The organism is Arcicella sp. BE140 (assembly GCF_031456255.1).
GTDB lineage: Bacteria > Bacteroidota > Bacteroidia > Cytophagales > Spirosomataceae > Arcicella > Arcicella aquatica.
Genome location: NZ_JAVDUE010000002.1, coordinates 359464 through 380243, shown reverse-complemented (window position 1 = coordinate 380243; position 20780 = coordinate 359464). Strand labels below are relative to the sequence as shown.

At 36.3% G+C, this 20780-nt stretch carries 17 protein-coding genes; 13 read left to right on the top strand and 4 right to left on the bottom strand.

Annotated elements, in window-relative coordinates:
- Nucleotides 1–117 precede the first annotated feature (117 nt).
- Nucleotides 118–1863, top strand: coding sequence for a hypothetical protein (locus J2Y60_RS04900; protein ID WP_309914116.1), 1746 nt, complete (start codon nucleotides 118–120; stop codon nucleotides 1861–1863).
- Between the two features lie 3 nt (nucleotides 1864–1866).
- Here J2Y60_RS04900 and J2Y60_RS04895 read toward each other — a convergent pair whose 3' ends face one another.
- From J2Y60_RS04895 to J2Y60_RS04885, 3 genes are all read right to left on the bottom strand, one after another.
- Nucleotides 1867–3396 carry a family 10 glycosylhydrolase gene (locus J2Y60_RS04895; protein ID WP_309914113.1) on the bottom strand — a complete coding sequence of 510 codons (1530 nt, stop codon included), beginning with the start codon at nucleotides 3394–3396 and terminating at the stop codon, nucleotides 1867–1869.
- A 217-nt stretch (nucleotides 3397–3613) separates the two neighbouring features.
- Nucleotides 3614–4309, bottom strand: a complete 696-nt coding sequence (locus J2Y60_RS04890) for a response regulator transcription factor (protein ID WP_309914109.1) — start codon at nucleotides 4307–4309, stop codon at nucleotides 3614–3616.
- Between the two features lie 229 nt (nucleotides 4310–4538).
- Nucleotides 4539–5390 (bottom strand): hypothetical protein, encoded by an 852-nt coding sequence (locus tag J2Y60_RS04885; RefSeq protein ID WP_309914107.1) that lies wholly within the window; start codon nucleotides 5388–5390, stop codon nucleotides 4539–4541.
- Nucleotides 5391–5588: 198 nt separating this feature from the next.
- On the opposite strand from J2Y60_RS04885, the gene J2Y60_RS04880 reads away from it, so the two are divergent.
- The 4 genes from J2Y60_RS04880 (at nucleotide 5589) to J2Y60_RS04865 (ending at nucleotide 10297) form a co-directional block, all read left to right on the top strand.
- Nucleotides 5589–6398, top strand: a complete 810-nt coding sequence (locus tag J2Y60_RS04880) for a serine O-acetyltransferase (RefSeq protein ID WP_309914104.1) — start codon at nucleotides 5589–5591, stop codon at nucleotides 6396–6398.
- A gap of 9 nt (nucleotides 6399–6407) precedes the next feature.
- Nucleotides 6408–7292 (top strand): cysteine synthase CysM, encoded by an 885-nt coding sequence (gene cysM, locus J2Y60_RS04875; protein ID WP_309914102.1) that lies wholly within the window; start codon nucleotides 6408–6410, stop codon nucleotides 7290–7292.
- 382 nt (nucleotides 7293–7674) lie between these two features.
- The gene (locus J2Y60_RS04870; RefSeq protein ID WP_309914100.1) at nucleotides 7675–8916 is read left to right on the top strand and encodes a methyltransferase domain-containing protein; all 1242 of its coding nucleotides are present in this window, start codon (nucleotides 7675–7677) and stop codon (nucleotides 8914–8916) included.
- 163 nt (nucleotides 8917–9079) lie between these two features.
- Entirely contained in the window at nucleotides 9080–10297 is a 1218-nt protein-coding gene (locus tag J2Y60_RS04865) for a TlpA disulfide reductase family protein (RefSeq protein WP_309914098.1), read from the top strand.
- 308 nt (nucleotides 10298–10605) lie between these two features.
- Here J2Y60_RS04865 and nhaD read toward each other — a convergent pair whose 3' ends face one another.
- Nucleotides 10606–11889, bottom strand: a complete 1284-nt coding sequence (gene nhaD, locus J2Y60_RS04860; protein WP_309914096.1) for a sodium:proton antiporter NhaD — start codon at nucleotides 11887–11889, stop codon at nucleotides 10606–10608.
- A 283-nt stretch (nucleotides 11890–12172) separates the two neighbouring features.
- Between nhaD and J2Y60_RS04855 the strand changes: the two genes are divergently transcribed.
- The 8 genes from J2Y60_RS04855 (at nucleotide 12173) to J2Y60_RS04820 (ending at nucleotide 20715) form a co-directional block, all read left to right on the top strand.
- Nucleotides 12173–13378, top strand: coding sequence for a pyridoxal phosphate-dependent aminotransferase (locus J2Y60_RS04855; RefSeq protein ID WP_309914092.1), 1206 nt, complete (start codon nucleotides 12173–12175; stop codon nucleotides 13376–13378).
- Between the two features lie 278 nt (nucleotides 13379–13656).
- Nucleotides 13657–14700, top strand: a complete 1044-nt coding sequence (locus J2Y60_RS04850; protein ID WP_309914089.1) for a histidine kinase — start codon at nucleotides 13657–13659, stop codon at nucleotides 14698–14700.
- Between the two features lie 287 nt (nucleotides 14701–14987).
- Nucleotides 14988–15722, top strand: coding sequence for a response regulator (locus J2Y60_RS04845; RefSeq protein ID WP_309914085.1), 735 nt, complete (start codon nucleotides 14988–14990; stop codon nucleotides 15720–15722).
- Nucleotides 15723–16042: 320 nt separating this feature from the next.
- Nucleotides 16043–16831 carry a lysophospholipid acyltransferase family protein gene (locus tag J2Y60_RS04840; protein ID WP_309914082.1) on the top strand — a complete coding sequence of 263 codons (789 nt, stop codon included), beginning with the start codon at nucleotides 16043–16045 and terminating at the stop codon, nucleotides 16829–16831.
- A 109-nt stretch (nucleotides 16832–16940) separates the two neighbouring features.
- Nucleotides 16941–17720 (top strand): TIGR00266 family protein, encoded by a 780-nt coding sequence (locus tag J2Y60_RS04835; RefSeq protein WP_309914080.1) that lies wholly within the window; start codon nucleotides 16941–16943, stop codon nucleotides 17718–17720.
- A gap of 55 nt (nucleotides 17721–17775) precedes the next feature.
- Entirely contained in the window at nucleotides 17776–18399 is a 624-nt protein-coding gene (gene gldD, locus J2Y60_RS04830) for a gliding motility lipoprotein GldD (protein ID WP_309914078.1), read from the top strand.
- Between the two features lie 105 nt (nucleotides 18400–18504).
- On the top strand, nucleotides 18505–19230 hold the full coding sequence (locus tag J2Y60_RS04825; protein WP_309914075.1) for a nitroreductase family protein: 726 nt from the start codon (nucleotides 18505–18507) through the stop codon (nucleotides 19228–19230).
- Nucleotides 19231–19251: 21 nt separating this feature from the next.
- Nucleotides 19252–20715: an amidohydrolase gene (locus J2Y60_RS04820; RefSeq protein WP_309914072.1), complete on the top strand. Its 1464-nt coding sequence runs from the start codon at nucleotides 19252–19254 to the stop codon at nucleotides 20713–20715.
- Nucleotides 20716–20780: the final 65 nt, after the last annotated feature.

Genomic DNA, 20780 nt, shown 5'->3' with positions numbered 1-20780 from the left:
TTATACTTTCTATTGATTAAATCTCCTCATGAAATTATTTAATTTTCAATCAATAATTTTAAACTAACTTGCGAAGGTATTAATTGTAAAATGAAATGCCCAAACCTTAATAAAATTATGTATCAAAAATTACGTTTTTTTACTCTTTTAGTTTGCTCCTTTGCAAGTATTTATACTCAAGCACAAAGTGTTTTCGTTCCCCTAAATCAAGACTATTATCATTTAATAGATCGTTATGAAATAAAGCGTGGCAAATTTTCTGAGGGTTTTCATACTACTATCAAACCTTATACCCGCAAAGGTGTAGTACAATTGGTCGATAGCATCTGGGCAAGCAATTCTATGATTTTGTCGGACAGAGATAGATTTAACCTTCAATATCTTGAAAACGACAGTTGGGAATGGAAAAACAACGATACTACGGGCAACAGCAAAAAGCCTTTCTGGAAAATATTTTATCAAAAAAAGGCAGACGCTTATTCTAATTCCGACGATATTCTTGATTTACACGTCAGTCCTGTACTTAATTTAGAATATGGTGCAGTATCAGGCGGTACTCAGAATAGTACAAGCTTAAATACTCGTGGCATCGAAATTCGTGGAATGATTAATAGAAAAGTAGGTTTTTACACCTTCATTTCCGAGAACCAAGCTTATATTCCCGACTATGTAAAGACTTTTGTTGATTCATATAACCAAAACGAGTTTAGACAAGCAGACCTCCGCCTACCCGGAATGCCGGGTGAAGGACTAACCAAGGCCTTTAAGAATAATCCTTATGGTGCAGATTTCTTTGCTGCAAGGGCTTATATTACTTTTCAAGCCACTAAAAATATCCAACTTCAATTTGGGCATGATAAGAATTTTATTGGAAATGGTTTCAGGTCAATGTTACTTTCGGATAATGCTGCTCCTAATTTGTTTCTTAAAATCAACACCCACATTGGTAAGTTTCAATACCAAAACCTTTTTACTCAGCTAGTCTATACAGGTTTACAACCTAACAGCCAGATTTTCCCAAAGAAATACATGGCCATGCATCACCTTAGCCTAAATATTTCTAACAATTTAAATATTGGTATCTCTGAAAGCATTATTTTTCAACGTGATAGCACAAATGGTGATAGATTCGATTTGAATTATTTGAATCCAGTAATTTTTTATCGCTCAGTAGAAAGTTTTCAAGGCAGTGGCGACAATGCCCTTATCGGCCTAGATTTCAAATGGAATTTTGCCCAGCGTTTTTCAATCTATGGTCAGTTAATGTTAGATGAATTTATTGCTAAAGAGATTTTCAAATCATCAGGATATTGGGCTAATAAATATGCTTTTCAAGCTGGAGCAAAATATATTGATGTATTTGGGATAAGTAATCTAGATTTCCAGACTGAAGTAAATGCTGCTCGCCCATATACTTATAGCCATTCCGACGGTTCAAATTATACACAGTATAACCAAGCCTTAGCACATCCACTTGGAGCCAATTTTGTAGAATGGTCTAATATTATTCGTTGGCAACCTGCCAAAAAACTTAATATCGTTGCTACGATTATTTACGCAAAATTCGGTGAAGACAGAACTCCCACTGAAAACTGGGGAGGAAACATTCAAAAAAGTTATGATACTAGAAGTAGAAAAGTACTTTATGGTGATGATTATGGTAATTTTATCGGGCAAGGTAGAAGTGCTAATACAATGATTTATGATGTAAGGGCATCGTATCAATTCAAGCATAATTTTTTCATAGACTTACACTTGCTAAGTCGTAATTACAAAAGTGGCAACCCTTTATTGGATTATACCAATACGATACAATCTTTTGGTATTCGTTGGAATCTTCCTTATCGACAAATGCTATTCTAAGGATTAATAGCCATATTCGGTCGTAAAAAGAGCATAGTCTTGTGACTCGTTATGGAGTCTATCAAAAGAAGTCACACAATAAATATAACCACGGTATTTCTCTACAGAAGTATCATTAAAAGTGTTGCTTTTGCCGATGTAAATTATTTTTATTGCCTTTGATAGGTCTGGTTTTTCTCCTTTTTCAAAACGATAGACTACAAAATAATTATTTTCATCACCGTCGGTAGCCTTTTCCCCAGGTTGCCAAGTCAACACAGGGATGCCCTCATCATTTTTGACGACAATTAACTTTTGTGGTGATAAAGGCGGAATACTATCTTTCCAAGGCATGGCGGGAATAATGGCAGGATAGCGGTAATAATTATTCCTTAGAGAGTCTTGAAAACCTCCGTAGTTTTCTGTTAAACTTTTTGAACTAAAAAAGATACTCCCTTGAATTGTCGTCGGGTTTGCACGATTAAATTTAATCTGCTTTGGGGCTTCTGTCAGTAACCAACCCGCTTTAATTTTATAAATTCCATGTCCTATGTAGAGGTGCTTGCCAAAGCTATTTTGTCCCCACCACAATGCTAGTTCGTTAAAAGGTATTTTACCATGAGCTTGGTCAAAATAAATTTGGGGTGCAATGTAATCTATCCATCCCTGTTGCAGCCATTTACGCGTATCGGCATATAAATTATCATACGACGTTTGTGAAGCATTGGTCAACGAACCTGCGGGATTTTTGGTGCTGTAGTTTCTCCACACACCAAAGGGGCTAATGCCAAATTTCATTCTTGGTTTAACTTTTTTGATACCTTCGCTAATTTGGTAAATTAATGAATCAGTATTACTCCTCCGCCAATCTTTGATATTTTTGATACCTCCATTATATTTTCTAAAAGTTTCATCATCTTTCAACACGCCGCCTGCTACCTCATAAGGATAAAAATAATCGTCGAAATGTATTCCATCTATATCATAGTTTTTGGCAATTTGGACTACTATATCAGTGATGTAATTCCTTACTTCGGGAATACCAAAATTCAATAATTTTTGTCCATCATATACCAACATCCATTCTGGTTTTGTTACACTGATATGGTCTGGAGCAATCGTTTTTCCTTTTTTAAAAGTCGCACGATTAAGGTTTAGCCAAGCATGAAACTCTAGGTTTCTACTATGGGCTTCTTCAATCATAAAACTGAGAGGGTCATAAAAGGGTGTGGGAAATTTGCCTTGCTGACCTGTCAGAAATTCAGACCAAGGCTCAGTACCTTTAGCATAATAAGCATCGCAAGCATCTCGTACTTGTACAAACACAGCATTCAGGTTCGATTTCTTATGCTCGTCCAAGATTCGGATGAAATCTTGTTTTTGTAGGTCTGAATTATATTGACCATATTTTGGCCAGTCGATATTCTCTACGGTAGCTATCCAAACTGCTCTAAATTCGTGTTTCTGAGGTTTGCTCAGGTCTGGGCTCTGGGCATTACAGCTAAAACAAATAAGACTAGAAAAAAATATCAGTATAAATTTATTAATCATCATATACGAAACAAGAGGTGAGATTTCTTAAATAAAAACATTGTCTAAGAAAATCCTGTGAAAAAAGGCTAAACCGTATTCATACAAAAATAATGAATTATCACCTAAATCGGTAATTCGAGTAAAACTCTCTCATCCAAAACGAGAAAGCAGTGTATATATTCTTGACACCTCAAGAATATATACACTGCTTTTGCTAACCTTAAATCGTTAATACTATTTAGTCTTCCAAGGTAAACATATACCCAACACCTTTAAGGGTTTTGATATAATGTTCAGGAATCTTTTCTCTCAATTTTCTAATATGCACATCCACTGTTCTTTCTACCACGTACACATCTGCCCCCCATACTTTTTCTAATAATTCGTCGCGGTTGAACACTTTATTAGGATGTTTAGCCAAGAATGAAAGTAATTCAAATTCTTTTTTAGGCATTACTAAAGGGCTTCCATCATTCAATACACTATAGTTTGTACGATTTATCACCAGTTGGCCTATTTCAATTTTCTCATCATTTTCAATCTGCTGTGCATCACGCCTAAACATCGCTTTGATTCTACTTACCAAAGCCCTAGGTTTAATGGGCTTCACGATGTAATCGTCTGCTCCTACATCAAAAGCTGCTACTTCTGTGTATTCTTCAGCACGCGCCGTAAGAAATAAGATATAAACCTCTTTAAACTCTGGAATAAGACGAAGCTGTCTTGCCGTTTCGATACCATCCTGACGGGGCATCATAACATCCAGTAAAATCAAATCTGGTTTGAAAAATTTTGCTACTTCTAAAGCTTGAATGCCATCCAAAGCTGATTGAATTTCAAAACCTTCTTTTTGAAGATTATATTCTAACAACTCAATGATGTCTGGATCGTCATCAACCAGTAAAATTTTGGGAATAGGTAATGCGTTTGCCATATTTTCGTTTGCAGCAATCCATAATTTTCATTAAGAAAACCCTAATTAAATACTTCTTCTGCTCAATTGTTAATGCAAAATTAATAAGCTCAATATTACGGAATTGTTAAATCTAAATCATTGAATCTTTACAGAATCTATGAAAGAAAACATAATGAGGTATTTAAGCAAATTATCATTGGGTATTCCATGAAAATGAAAACGAATATTTGGAATCATCGGTTATTTATCATTTTTTTTCAATGTCAATTTTAATCATTTCTCCTTGCTCATTTGTTACCAACAGCGTATTATTTGTTAAAAAAGTAATCGCTTCTGATTGCTGAAAAGCCAAAAGGTAGCATTTTTGTGGATGTTTGAAGTCTATTATATGATTTTTGATTTTGAAGAATACTACCTTCCCATAGGTTATAAGGGCAAATGTTTTTTCGTCAGGACTTATCGCTGCGCCAGTCACCATCGCATTAATCAATACTTGTCCTTTAGGTAGCAGTGCATAATTCCCTGCCTTGGTCGGAACGGCATACATTTTCACAAAATCATTGCCTCGGTTTTTTGAAAATAAATATAAGCTATCGCCATGTACAAAAAACGCTTCGCAATCAAAATTCTTGTCTGCTTTATCTGGCGGAAAACGCTCTTGGTCAGCATAATGAAAAGAAATAGCTTCTGTATGGGTAGGATTGTTTTCGTTTACTTTATAAATCGTTAGATTCCTTCTAGTATTACTATTATTACCGATGTCTCCAATATATAAATTCCCATTTTTATCTCTGGTGATTTCTTCCCAATCTTCGTTTTCAATATTATTAAAGTGAATTGCGGATAATAGCTTCCCATGCATATCTACTTCATATATTTCAGGTTTGCCACCGCTGTCGTTATGCGTCCAGAAAGTAGTGTCTTTAGCACTTTTTATAATGCCCGAGCTTTCATTTACTTCGGGGGCTAATTTCCCGAGGGATGTTATTTTATAGAAATTACCTCCTTTCGAAAAATCACTTTTACTGCTCTCTTTATGACAGCTACACAATAGCAATTGAAGATTGAACAACCATAAAACAATTTTTGAATGGAACATAATAATGGGGGTTTAGATTAGTCCTGAATTAACGATTTTTTTATCAAAACAGAATCAAATCAGTACATTTATCGTTATCATTGCGTGAAATTTAATTAATCAGTCGTTAATTGTTTCTTTAATAAAGCAAAATAATATGGTTTTATTTTATGCTTTTACAAATATCAGGTTAGTTTGCTAATAAATATTTGATAGCCGATGTCTCAAACGTTGCCCAATAGTTTTTTAGAGGCTCTTTGCCAAAAACATTCAAAACCCAATACTTTTCCATCTACTTCGACGGTGAAAGAATTGTTTACCGACATTTTGTTGGCAATGTTTCCAGAACAAACACAACGCCATTTTGGCTGTGTTGACGAATTGCAAGAAGCCTTTGATCAAATTCAATTGAGGCTAACCCGTGTATTGCGGTCTATGCAGCAACACCTTGAAGAGGATGCCCGCACTTTGGCAGAGGCTTATATTCAAAAACTTCCAGCAATTTACGACGTATTATTAACAGATATACAGGCCATCATGATGGGCGACCCAGCCGCCCAAAGCGAATACGAAGTAATCAGGGCGTACCCAGGTTTTTATGCCATCTTCTTTTATCGCCTTGCTCATGCTTTATTAGAGATGAACGTTCCTATTGTGCCTAGGGTACTGACAGAATATGCCCACTCAAAAACGGGAATTGATATTCATCCGGGTGCAAACATAGATGAATATTTTATGATTGACCACGGTACTGGCGTAGTAATTGGCGAAACCACTACCATTGGTAAACACGTAAAACTATACCAAGGTGTTACCCTTGGTGCATTGTCAGTTAGTAAAGAAATGGCTTCGCTAAAACGCCATCCTACGATTGAAGACCACGTAGTAATTTATGCTGGAGCCACAATTTTGGGTGGAGAAACCGTAGTAGGGGCAAATTCTATCATCGGAGGAAATGTTTGGCTTACGCGCAGCATTCCTTCCTTCACAAAAATATATCACCAAGAGCAGGTAAAAATATTGCAGTAACATAATTGAATGGCAACACTCTTAGACTTAGTTGGCAATACGCCAATTGTTGAATTAAACAGAATCAATCCGAATCCGAATGTTAAGATTTACGGAAAATTAGAAGGACATAACCCAGGGGGTTCGGTAAAAGACCGTGCCGCCTATGGAATGATTCGCGGAGCAGTAGAACGTGGCGAGATAAAACCTGGCACAAAATTGATTGAAGCTACTTCTGGCAATACAGGTATTGCCCTAGCGATGATTGCTCGATTATACGACCTTGACATTGAATTGGTAATGCCTGAAAACTCTACCCGTGAAAGGGTATTAACGATGGAGGCTTTCGGAGCGACAGTTACCCTTACTCCTGCTAGCGTTGGTATTGAAGGCTCAAGAGATTATGCTGAAGCTAAAGTAAAAGAGGGTGGTTTTTTTATGTTAGACCAGTTTTCAAATCCTGATAATTACATGGCTCATTATCATTCTACTGGGCCAGAAATTTGGAAAGATACCAATCAGCAGATAACACACTTTGTGAGTTCGATGGGGACTACTGGAACGATTATGGGTACTTCTAAATTTTTGAAGGAAGTTAACCCTGATATTCAGATAGTCGGCTGTCAACCGACTGAAGGAGCAAAGATTCCGGGGATTCGTCGTTGGGAAAAAGAATATCTCCCTAAGATTTTTGATGCTTCGAGAGTTGATAGAATTATGGATATTTCAGAAACAGAAGCACGTGCTATGGCCAATACGTTAGCGAAAGTAGAAGGCGTATTTGGTGGAATGAGTAGTGGTGGGGCTGCGTCAGCCGCTGTTAGATTAGCACAGGAATTAGAATCGGGCGTTATCGTTTGTATTATCTGCGACCGTGGCGACCGTTATCTTTCAAGTGATTTATTCGGAAGCTAATAAGACTAAGTAAGAGTTATGAATTGTGAGTTTTGAATGTAAAATAGCGCATACTTGTCGATGTAATTTCCACAATAATATTTTTTTTTGATTGACTACTTAATAACTACTTAATAGAAAGATAGTTTTTTATGGACATAAAAAAAAGCCTTGCTTCACAGCAGGGCTTTTTTGTTTTATTTGCGATATGTTAGTAAAACGCCAGACAGTATGCTTTTGTTTCATCATTGAAAAATTATTAAACTATTTTTCAAAATAAAATTAAATATTTTCAAAGGGCTATTTAAAAGCCCTCTGTTCCATAAAAAAGAGCAAGTCTCAACAAATTTTCGGAACTTTGTATTTATTATATAGTATCAAAATTTGAAAATCCAAGATTAGCATGCGTCTTCATCGCCCATTAGTGATAGCAACCGTAAAGGCTCTGCAAGAAATATTTTTTGTTAAGAATCCTCGTCAAGCTGACCGAGTAATTGAACAGACATTGAAATCGAACAAGCAATGGGGTAGCCGCGACCGTGCCTTTATTGCCGAAACTACTTATGAAATTGTCCGCTACTGGCGTTTAATCCTTTTCTCGAACAATCTTTATGAAGATAAACTGAAAGCCCCTTACTTCTGGCAAATTGTTGGCTCATGGTTATTAATCAAAAAACGTTTGTACCCAAATGCCGATAATGTTGAGTTCTTGCCAAAATGGGACGAGTTTTCGCATATCCAAGCGGGCAAAATATTAGACCGCTTTGAAGAAGGTATGCTAATCCGTAAAATTCGTGAATCTGTTCCTGATTGGCTCGACCAATTATGTGAAGAGGAAATAGGCGATGAAAAATGGTCGGAAGAAATCATGGCGATGAACGAACAAGCACCTGTAGTATTGAGAGCCAATAGATTAAAAACTAATCAAGATAAATTACAAGATTTATTGGATGCAATAGATATCGAAACCATCGTTCCAGAAGGTCTGCCAGATGCGTTGATATTAAAACAACGCCAGAGTATTTTTAGAACTGATTATTTCAGAGAAGGATTCTTTGAGGTACAAGATGCAGGCTCGCAACTGATTGCCCCATTCTTGGATGTACAGCCCGGTATGAGAGTAATAGATGCTTGTGCTGGTGCGGGGGGAAAATCGCTTCACCTAGCAGCTTTGATGGAAAACAAAGGGAAGATTGTAGCGATGGACGTGGAGGAATACAAGCTGGTTGAATTAATGAAAAGAGCCAAAAGAAATGGTGTAGATAATATAGAAGTAAAATTGATTGAGCCTAAAGTATTGAAAAAATACGAAGCTAGTGCCGATAGATTATTGCTTGATGTACCGTGTTCTGGTTTAGGTGTAATTCGTAGAAACCCTGATTCTAAATGGAAATTAACGCCAGAATTTATTGATAACCTCAGAGTAACGCAATGGAATATCCTTACTGAATATTCTGCGATGCTGAAAAAAGGCGGAAAAATGGTTTTTGCTACTTGTAGCCTTTTACCTTCTGAAAGCGAAAATCACATTAGACGCTTTATGGCTGAGTTTGGTGACCAATGGGAGTTTTTAGGCGAACGCCGTACTTCTACTGCTAAAGAAGGTTATGATGGATTTTACATGGCTTGCTTGCAGAAAAAATAAAGGTTAATTTGAAGATTTGAAAATGTGTTAATTTGAAAATGGGTTAAGGGAACGAATATATCAAAGCTTTTTGTTTGAATATTAAGCGATTTGTCACATTTTCAAATTAACACATTTTCAAATTTTCAAATGCTGTTTTCATCAACTATCCTTTAATTACACAATGAAAAAATTAATCATTTTATTTTTAATCACACTGATTGGGCAAAACGTAGATGCACAGGTGGCTACTCGTTGGCGCGCAACTATTCAAACCGACGGTGGTTCATTACCTTTTGGTCTTGAAATTAAACCTACTAAGAACAAAAAAAAGTTTGATGTTTACGTATTAAATGCCACTGAAAGATTCAAAACAGATGAAGCTACTTTAGAAGGCGACTCGCTGATTATTCCTATTTCATTATTTGATGCTGAAATTATAGCGAAGAAAGGTGATAAGAACCTTACAGGCTTTTATCGTAAAAATAAGGGTCGTAAGTCTTTTGCACAATCTCCATTCCAAGCTACTTTAGGGTATGCATTCAGATTCAGAACCAACAAAATGGCGATTCTTGGTAATACTACGGGTAAATGGTCTGTGAATTTCATCAATGCTGAAACTCAAAAAGCTAGTTATGCTGTAGGGACTTTCCAACAAAAAGGTACTACCGTAACAGGTTCATTCTTGACAACCACTGGCGATTACCGCTATATGGATGGTAATATTGTTGGCGATAGTCTGTTCCTTTCTACTTTCGACGGTTCGCACGCTTTCTTATTAAAAGCAAAAGTTGAAGGTGACCAAATCACTGGTAAATTTTACGGCGGTATCAAAGGGTTCAGAAACTTTGAAGCGAAAAGAGATGACAACGCAAGTCTCCCCGATTTAAGTAAAATCACGTTATTGAAAGATGGCTATGATCGTTTTGATTTCTCATTCTTGAATGAAAAAGGCGAAAAAGTTTCTCTTTCAGACAATGCTTATAAAGGCAAAGTGGTAGTGGTACAAATTTTAGGCTCATGGTGCCCGAACTGTATGGACGAAACTAATTATCTGGTGCCTTTTTATAATAAAAACAAAGCACGTGGTTTTGAAGTAATTGGTTTAGCTTATGAGAAATCGACTGACACAGAATTCTTTAAACAAAAAATGGCATTACTTCGCAAACGTTTCGGTATTGATTATCAGTTATTAAATGCGGGGCTAAACAATTCAGAAAGTGCATCCCAAAGTTTGCCATCGCTCAACCAAGTTATCGGTTTCCCTACAACCATCATATTGGATAAGAAAGGAGTCATTCGCTTAACACACGCAGGTTTCTCTGGTCCAGGTACAGGTAAATATTATACTGAATGGGTGAAGGAGTTTGAAAGTAAAATTGATGAGTTGATAAAAGAATAACAATAACCTTTCTTTTAGTCGGTGACTTAAGTCCTACTCATTACCCACATCTTTTAAAAAAGTTGAAATGAAGATGTGATTATTGATAAAATTGGTTTGAATGGGCTTAAATCGCCTTTCAAACCGAGCTTTGGTCGTCTCTTGTCATAGCCATTTCTTATTCCTAGCGAGGGACTTAAGTCCCTCGCTAGGAATAAGAATATGATTATCAAGCACTTATAGATATATGGGTAATCGATAGAACTTAAGTCACCGACTAAAAGAAAATCATTTCTCTCCAACCCTTTTTAAAGTAGTATCTTTTGAAATCAATGAACTAAAGCATAAATCAACAAATAAGCCCCTACCCCAGCAAAGTAACCTAACAATGCTGTAAAGCTAATTTTACGCATATACCAAAGAAAATCTATTTTCTCCATCCCCATCACTGCTACACCAGCCGCCGAGCCAATAATCAATACACTTCCCCCTGTACCAGCACAATAAGCCATAAATTCCCAAATTTTTGAATCTGTCGGGAAAGCTGTTAAATCATACATACCCATTGATGCCGCCACCAGTGGTACGTTATCAATCACAGCAGAAGCCAAACCAATCACTACGACAATAATATCTTGGTTTCCTATCGTCTTATCCATCCAAGTAGCCAATCCTGTCAGTAAGTCGGTAGATTCTAAAGCACTAATAGCTATTAAGATACCAAGAAAAAACAGAATACTCGAAGTATCTATTTTGCTCAAAGCATGTGCGACTGTAAAAGGCTTTTTCTCCTCCTCATCCTTACCCGAATGCAATATTTCAGACACAATCCAAACAATGCTTAATCCCAGTAAAATACCCATATAAGGGGGCATATGTGTAATAGTCTTGAAAATGGGCACACCTAATAAAACGCTGAATCCAGTAATAAGCATAATCATTGAATGCTGTTTTTGATTGACAGCCTCATGGATTTGAGTCTCTTTTTCTTGAGCTTTTTTCACCGAGCCTTTCAGTTGATAGCTCATATAAATCAATGGTATAAGGAGGGAAATCAAGCTTGGAATAAATAATACTTTAATGATATTCATAGTAGTAATTTGTCCACCAATCCAAAGCATGGTCGTTGTTACGTCTCCAATGGGTGTCCAAGCCCCTCCTGCATTGGCTGCTATAATCACAATTCCTGCAAACAGCTTTCTAGTTTCTTCCTCTTTTATCAATTTCCTAATTACCGAAACCATCACAATGGCAGACGTAAGGTTATCTAATACCGAAGAAAGGAAAAAAGTAATAAAGGCTATCGTCCAAAGTAAAGTAACTTTATCACGGCTTATAATACGGTCTGTAATTAATTTAAACCCTTGATGAGCGTCAATCAATTCTACGATAGTCATGGCTCCTAACAAAAAGAAAAGTATCTCTGATACTGCCCCAAGATGATGTGATAGTTCTTGTAAAACAGGCGTTTTTTCCGAAGAGAATATCATGTAGGTAGTCCAACATAATACTCCTGTAAGTAATGCCGTAGCAGTTTTATTAATTTTGATAGGATGTTCTAAAGCGATGGCCAAATAGCCTATTACAAAAATAGAGATAATTAAAATATGCATTATGCGGTTTGTTATATTGGTAGTAAAGGTAGAATAAAATCCATTTTAATTTCAAACATTCACAATTCTGAAAAGCCTTTATTAAAAATAAGGATACTCAAACAAGGGAAAAATACAAGATTTTCATTCACTATTTACAAAATGCCAGCAGAAATGCTCAATAAATTCCTTTTTTTCTTTCGCATCCCATAATACTCTTCTAACTTTGTGGGATTTAATTTTTTAGTAATGAAAGTTCTTTCATAAAGGCTTTCTGATTTCCATAAATAAATTCTAGCAAAAAATGAGTTCAATAGTATCGCTCGCAGACCGCATTAATGCACTGGAGGAGTCAGCAACGCTCGGGATGACAAAAAAAGCCCGTGAACTTGCTGCTCAGGGACACAAAGTTATCAGCCTTTCAGTAGGCGAACCAGATTTCAAAACCCCAAAGCACATTTGCGATGCCGCCAAAAAAGCCATTGATGATGGTTTTCATGGCTATTCGCCTGTAGCTGGTTATCCTGACCTTCGCAAAGCGATTGCTGATAAGCTCAAGCGTGATAATAATATTGAGTGGAACCCTGAAAATATTGTAGTTTCTACAGGAGCGAAACACTCTTTAGCAAACGTAATTTCTACGTTGGTTAACCCTGGTGACGAAGTAATTATCTTTGCACCTTACTGGGTTTCTTACTCTGAAATGGTAAAATTAGCAGAAGGTACTTCTGTCATAATAGATGGTGCTTTTGATAATAACTTCAAAGTAACACCTGAACAATTTGAAGCGGCTATCACACCAAAAACGAAATTGGTGATGTTTGCTTCGCCTAACAACCCAACGGGTTCTGTTTATACTGAGGCTGAATTAAGAGCTATCGGTGCAATTGTAGCAAAACATCCAAATATTTTTGTGATGGCTGATGAGATTTATGAATACATCAACTTTACAGATGCTGGTCATTTTTCTATCGGTTCAATCCCTGAAATCAAAGACCAAGTAATTACGGTTAATGGTGTTGCTAAAGGGCATGCCATGACGGGTTGGAGAATTGGTTTTATCGCTGCGGCAAAATGGATTGCTGATGGTGTTGAAAAATTACAAGGACAAGTTACTTCTGGAACAAACTCTATCGCTCAGAAAGCAGCTACGGTAGCTTTCAATGGTACTTTAGAGGAGGCTTACAAAATGAAAGAGGCTTATCTTCGTCGTCGTGATTTAGTAGTAGGTCTTTTACGTGAAATCGAAGGTTTCAAAGTAAATATGCCTGACGGTGCCTTCTATGCTTTCCCAGATGTAAGCTATTACTTCGGAAAATCAGACGGTACAACTACCATTAAAGATTCTGATGATTTCTCAATGTGGATATTAGCAGATGCTTTTGTAGCTACTGTAGCTGGAACCAGCTTTGGTGCTCCAAATTGCGTTCGTATCTCTACTGCCGCTGCTGACGAACAATTAATTGAAGCTTGTGAAAGAATTAAAACTTCTGTAGCTAAGTTAAAATAATATTTTTTTTAGTGTTTTTGAAAACAAAAGTCCACAAGGTATGTATTTACCATGTGGACTTTTGTTTAATCTAGGGAAAAAACATTAATTACCCTTCTTTAATCCCTTAGGCTTATTCTTTCTACGAAAATTATACTTAATCTGCCTATTAAAATTCGTAATTAATACTTTTATAAACAAAATCTCACACTTATGGAAAATTCATATTAAATATCAATTTAATGAAATTTGTTTTGATTAAATTGTAATGTAATGCCTAATCATTAATACAAAGTAGTATGAGAAAGAAAGAAATATATTGGACAATTCAACTGATATGTTGGAGTCTATATATTATTTATACAACAAGCGAGTATATCTATTATAAAGTAAACATCAATACAGCCCTTATTTCAGGTCTTATCAACTTATGCATTTTTATCATTGGTACGCATCTTTATTATTTAGCTGTTAATAACAAACAAATAGAATTATTGAATTGGCGTAAGTTTATAGTATTCCCTATTCTGGCAAATTTTATTATTTCTATCATCGTTTATAGTATCAACTTATTCTTTTGGAATATTACTATTCCTTATTCAACCAATACTAATTCGGACTTTTTAGGCCATGTTTTTCATTTTGTTAAAACATTCAGGCTTATTATGCCTTGGTTCATTTTTTATCATGGAATTAAGTTTGCCAAACGTTCCATCCATGAAGAAAGAGCCAAATTGGAGGCAGAAATGCATGTAAAAGAAATAGAATTAGTTAGTTTAAGAAGTCAGCTAAACCCCCATTTTTTATTTAACTCTCTCAATAGTATTCAGTCGCTTACTTTAACAGAACCTAAACTAGCCAGAGATGCTACGATGAAGTTATCTGATTTATTGAGGGTTTCACTATCGTTTTACGATTTAAAAGACATTACTTTTCAAGAAGAACTCTTACTTGTTAAAAACTATCTAGACCTTGAAAAAATGCGTTTTGACGAACGCCTGAATTATAAAACAGATATTAGCAAGACTGTCTTGTTAGCTAGGGTTCCGCCGATGTCATTACAACTATTAGCCGAAAATGCTGTAAAGCATGGCATTAGCAAACTTAAAAATGGAGGAAATATTACAGTATTTGCCCGTAAAAAAAATAATGTACTAATATTTGGCATTCAAAATACTGGCACAATTTTGGCAGATAACTCTGAACATAAGACAAGAAAAGGGATTGGACTTGAAAACCTTAATAAAAGACTACTTATCAATTATGGACTAAAAGACGCACTGACGATTGAATGTGAAAATAACATTGTGACGGCTCAAGTAAGTATTCCTTTTAAGATATAGATTTTTTATAAAGTTGTTTTTCTACCCAAAAAAACTTTATTTCAACGTTAATCAAAAAAAATTAACGAGAAAATTGCTAATTAACACCATTAGATTCCTTGAAAATGGAATGGAATTTGCTATATTAGCGGAAAATACTAGGTAAGTACTAGAACTACCCCTGAAAGGCTCACAGGTGTTGACCTATATTAATTATTGCAAATCAGTTAAGCGAGATGGCTAATAGAAAACCTTACTCTCCAAGAGCTGTTGATCGCCAAAATCAAGACTTGTCCAATATTAAGCCAATGAGTAAGAAAATTAAGACTATCTTGGTGGATGACGAGAGGTTAGCTCGCCAAGAATTAAAGTATTTATTACAAGATTATCAGGACATTCAAATCATTGATGAGGCTGAAAATGTGGACGATGCTATTGAAAAGATTCATCGATTACAGCCTGATTTAATTTTTTTGGATATTGAAATGCCTGAAAAAAATGGATTCGATTTATTGGATGAGCTTGAGTTCATTCCTAAAATTGTATTCGTAACAGCGTATAACCAATATGCTATTCAAGCTTTTGAATCAGAAGCAATGGACTATCTGTTGAAGCCCATGAAAGCCGAAAGACTTGCGAGAACGATAGAAAAAATCCGTGCTGAAATCCAACAAACAAGAATCTCTGAGGCTGTATCTGAAGGAAGACTTCCGCCTGATAAAAGAATATTCTTAAAAGATGGAGACAAATGTTACTTTGTACGTCTTACTGAAATATACATGATTGAATCTGTGGGGAATTATTGCCGTTTCCATTTTGGAAATAACCGACCGATGATTCACCGTTCTCTGAACAAAATTCAGGAGCGACTAGACCCGAACACATTTTTCAGAGCTAATCGCCAGCAAATTATCAATACAGAATACATTGCTGAGATAGATTCTTATTACAAAGGCGGCATGAAAGTAGTACTAAACAATGGAATTGAATTAGAGATTTCAACAAGGAACTCGGTTGCGTTTAAAGACATGATGGGAATTTAGTACAGCCGTATTTTATAGCTTATAATTTTAGGAGGTTCTCAAAATTTATATTTTGAGAACCTTTTTTGTTCTGCACTTGAACGGTTTTTTAAATTCTTACCATGAAATTTCTCATTTCAAAACGTTTTTAAAACTCCCCCACCCCTTAATACAGACCTCATCATTCTATTTCTGCGAAAGTGTACTTTCTCTTGCTTTTATTACCTTAAGTTAAGTACATTTACTTAAAGTAATTCAAAAATTACTCAAAAAAAGGTTTAATAGTGGCGGCTATTAAACCTTTTTTATTGTGAATCATTTCTACTTTGGCAAGCAACTGAATGGCAGATTTTATTATCTTTGCTATTATGCGTATACTGAAAATTTTATATACCGTTTGGGCTGTTTTCTGGTTCGTTTCTTTATTCCTTATACTTTTTCCTTTTTTCTGGCTTTTTCTACAGAAAGAAGCATGGAAACCCAAAGCACACTATCTAAACCGATTATGGGGTAAAATATATTTCCCTATAATAGGCGTTCCCATCCGTATCAAATTTGAAGCCCCTATTGATATAACTAAAACGTATGTTTTTTGTGCTAACCATTTTTCTTATATAGACATTGCCGTTATGGGCATGGTTATTCAAAACTATTACGCATTTGTTGGTAAGGCAGCCCTCAAGAAAGTACCCTTGTTTGGCTATATGTTTAGGAAACTGCATATTCAAGTAGATAGAAACGACAAAAAAAGTCGTACAACTTCGCTTACTCGCTCGCTTAGGGCATTAAAAAACGGACGAAGTATCATCATTTTCCCCGAAGGCGGTATTAAAACCAAGCATCCTCCTCAAATGCATACTCCCCTTAAAGACGGAGGTTTTTTAATGGCTATTAGCCAGCAAGTGCCTATAGTCCCCATTACTTTTCTTAATAATTTTCATGTGTTGAAAGATGGCGAGTATCTATTATCTCCCACTCCTATTAAAGTAATTGTTCATCGGCCCATTGAAACAATAGGAATGACTACTAATGATATTGAGACTTTGAAAAAACAATTTATTGAGGTTGTTCAAGGAACGTTGAATATGGCATATCACAATCATGGCAATTTTCAAGAAAGTATGTCATAAAGTCCAATCAAAAGTTTGTTTTGCCTATTATCCAAAATAATAATATCATTTGACACGATAGAATTTACTTTGAATCAAAATAAACAATCAAAATCTAAAAGATAAAGTCATGAGATCTCACGAAATAGATTACAAAATTATAGGAGAAGACATCCAACTGGTAGAAGTAGAATTAGACCCTAATGAAACCGTTATTGCCGAAGCAGGAACAATGTGTTATATGGAAGAAGGCATCGTTTTTGAAACAAAAATGGGTGATGGTTCTAGTGCCGACAATTCGATAATAGGTAAATTATTTCAAGCTGGTTCACGTTTGTTAACAGGCGAGTCGTTGTTTATGACACATTTTACGAACCGTGGTTATGGGAAACGCAAGGTAGCCTTTGCTGCACCGCACCCTGGAACAATTATACCGATTGACCTTTCAACACTCCCTGGTAATACCTTAATTGCCCAAAAAGATAGCTTTTTGTGTGCAGCATTAGGCACACAAATTTCCATTACTTTCAATCAGAAAATTGGAGCAGGATTGTTTGGGGGCGAAGGGTTTATTTTAGAGAAACTACAAGGTGATGGTTTAGCTTTTGTACATGCGGGTGGAACAATCATTGAAAAAAGATTAAACAATGAAACCCTAAGAATAGATACAGGTTGTATTGTTGCGTTTGAACAGACACTAAGTTATGATATTCAGAAGGCTGGAAACCTAAAATCGATGGTTTTTGGCGGAGAAGGTATCTTCTTGGCTACCGTTCGTGGTACTGGTCGCGTTTGGATTCAGTCGATGCCATTATCAAAATTAATCCGTACTTTATCACCATACGGAGGAAATGCTAATAAAGAGAGTGGCTCTGTGATAGGTGGTTTAGGAAATATATTTGGCGATTAATCTATTAACTAAATTATCGGCTTATTTTTGTTGATAATTTTGATTGATACTATTTATGATGATAAAAAAAAGATTCCTTTTTTATAGTAGTGCAAGTCTGTTGGCTTGCACTTTTCTTATTTTGAGCCTTAGTAGTTGTAGAAAAAAGCAAGACAATAACGATTATGTACCTAAACCAAAAGGATTTAACCGTATTGACTTACCCCCTACGAAGTATGTTCAGTTGCTTGAAAATCACCCTTATACTTTTCAGTATTCTAGTCAAGCCATCATAAAGCCTGATACTGTTGCATGGGCAGAGCCCCATTGGATATACATCTATTATCCAAACTATAAAGCGGTGATTCAGTTAACCTATAAAAACCTTAATAACGACCCCAACAAACTATCGAAGCTCATTGACGATGCTTACAAATTAGCAGCGAAACATAATCAAAAAGCGTCGTCTATTCAAAATTATGTATTAACAACGGGAGCAAAACAAAAAGCAATGCTGATACAGCTTGAAGGTGAAGTACCCACTTACCTACAGTTTTATACCACAGATTCTACAAAACACTATTTACGTGGAGCATTGTATTTTAATACAGCTCTAAAAAGCGATTCTCTTGAGCCCGTTATCGAATACCTAAAAAAGGATGTAATTCGTCTGGTAAATACCTTGCAGTGGAAAAAATAATATGATAAATATATCAATCTCAAAAGCTAGTCTCAAAAGGACTAGCTTTTTATTTTAAGGATTTTCGAGTAAATTACACTTACAAATTATTCCTAATTCCCATATATGTCTGACTCCCTTTTTAAAAGTATTGTTGAGAGACGTCGCTCTGTAAGAGTTTTTGATAACAATGCCCCTTTCGATGATTCAGTAGTTTCTAAAGCCTTATCGCTTGCCGTACTTTCTGCCAATAGCAGTAATATGCAACTTTGGGAATTTTATCAAGTAAAAACACAAAGTGTGCATGAGGCCCTTAACAAAGCTTGTATGGGGCAATCGGCGGCAAAAACAGCCAATCAATTAGTAGTTTTTGTGACTCGCCAAGATAAATGGAAAGAAAGAGTAAAATGGAATTTAGCCAATCTCCATAAACAATTTGAGGGCAAAACATTAACCAAGAAAGATGAGCGAGCTTTGGCTTATTATCAAAAATTGATGCCCTTGGTATATCGCAACGATTTCTTTGGTCTCAATACGCTTATACGCAGTATTATCGTATTTTTTATGGGTTTCAACAAACCATTTCTTCGTATTCGTAATCATGGCGACCAGCGTGTAATGTGCCATAAATCCTGTGCCTTAGCAGCCCAAACTTTTATGCTAAGCATGGCTTCAGATGGATATGATACTTGTCCTATGGAAGGCTTTGATAGCGATTTAGTCAAGAAAATATTGAAGCTCCCTCCTGCTGCCGAAATCAATATGATAATTGCCTGTGGTGTCGGCAAACCAGAAGGTATTTATTCAGACAGAATAAGAGTGCCTAACGAAGAGGTAATTTTTGCAGTATAATTAACAAACTATCTTTATTTTATGAAAAAACCATTATTACTAGCCCTTACGCTAATGTCATTTTGGGGAAATGCCCAAAAGAAAAAAACAACACCAGTTGCTACTGATACCGATAAACAAACGGTAATCAGCAATATCGACAAACGCTTTGATGAATACGCAGGTATCTCAAAGCAAATATGGAATTTTGCAGAATTGGGCTATATGGAAGAAAAAAGCTCATTGCTCTTGCAAGAACAGCTCAAGAAAGAAGGCTTTACCGTACAAGCTGGCATTGCAGGCATTCCTACGGCTTTTGTAGCCACTTTTGGAGAAGGCAAACCCGTTATCGGTATTTTGGGTGAATATGATGCACTACCAGGCTTAGCACAACAGGCAGTTCCAGAAATAAGTCCTATTCCTAACCAAAAAGGTGGACACGGTTGCGGACATAACCTATTCGGAACGGCTTCTGTAGCAGCGGCGGTTGAGGTCAAAAATTATCTAGTAAAATCAGGTCAAAAAGGCACTATCAAAATTTATGGCTGTCCTGCTGAAGAAGGAGGTTCGGGGAAAGTGTATATGGTACGCGAAGGTTTCTTTAACGATGTAGATGTAGTATTACACTGGCATCCAGGCTCACAAAACTCAGCCGATGCGGGTACATCTTTAGCGAACAAAAATGCTAAATTTCGTTTCAAAGGAATTGCCTCACACGCTGCTGCTTCACCTGAACGTGGACGTTCTGCCTTAGATGGTGTAGAAGCCATGGACATGATGGTAAATATGATGCGTGAGCACATTCCTCAGGATACTCGTATTCATTATGTGATTACTAAAGGTGGCGAAGCACCAAACGTAGTGCCTGCATACGCAGAAGTATATTATTATGCTCGTCATAAAGACCGTGAAATATTAAAAAGCGTTTGGAAACGCATTGAAAATGCGGCACAAGGTGCTGCTTTGGGGACTGGGACTAAAGTAGAATGGGAAATATTAGGAGGGGTATTTAACTTATTACCAAACATTACCTTGGCCAATGTAATGCATGCTAACTTAGCTAAAGTAGGAGGCGTAATTTACAATGACGAAGAAAAGAAGTTTGCCTTATCACTCAGCGAAACTCTTGGCGAACAAAAACAACCTATCGAAAATGCGGCACAAGTAAAGGATTTTCGTGATGGTGCTGAAAGTGCTACAAGCGGAGGTTCTACAGATGTAGGCGATGTTAGCTGGACAGTCCCGACGGTGGGATTACAAACTGCTACTTGGGTTCCGGGTTCATCTGCACATAGCTGGCAATCAACAGCGGCGAGTGGTATGGGTATTGGGCAAAAAGGAATGATTGTGGCGGCTAAAACCATCGCTTGTACAGCCATCGATCTTTTGAAAGACCAAACTTTAATAGACAAAGCAAAAGCTGAATGGGAACAAAAAAGAGGCGCTAATTTTAAATACGAAGCCTTATTGGGTGATAGAAAACCAGCTTTGGATTATCGTAAATAGGTTTAGAGGATTGTTTTTTGCTATAAACATTTAAATCTTAACGGTTTTATAATTTCAAATCCCAA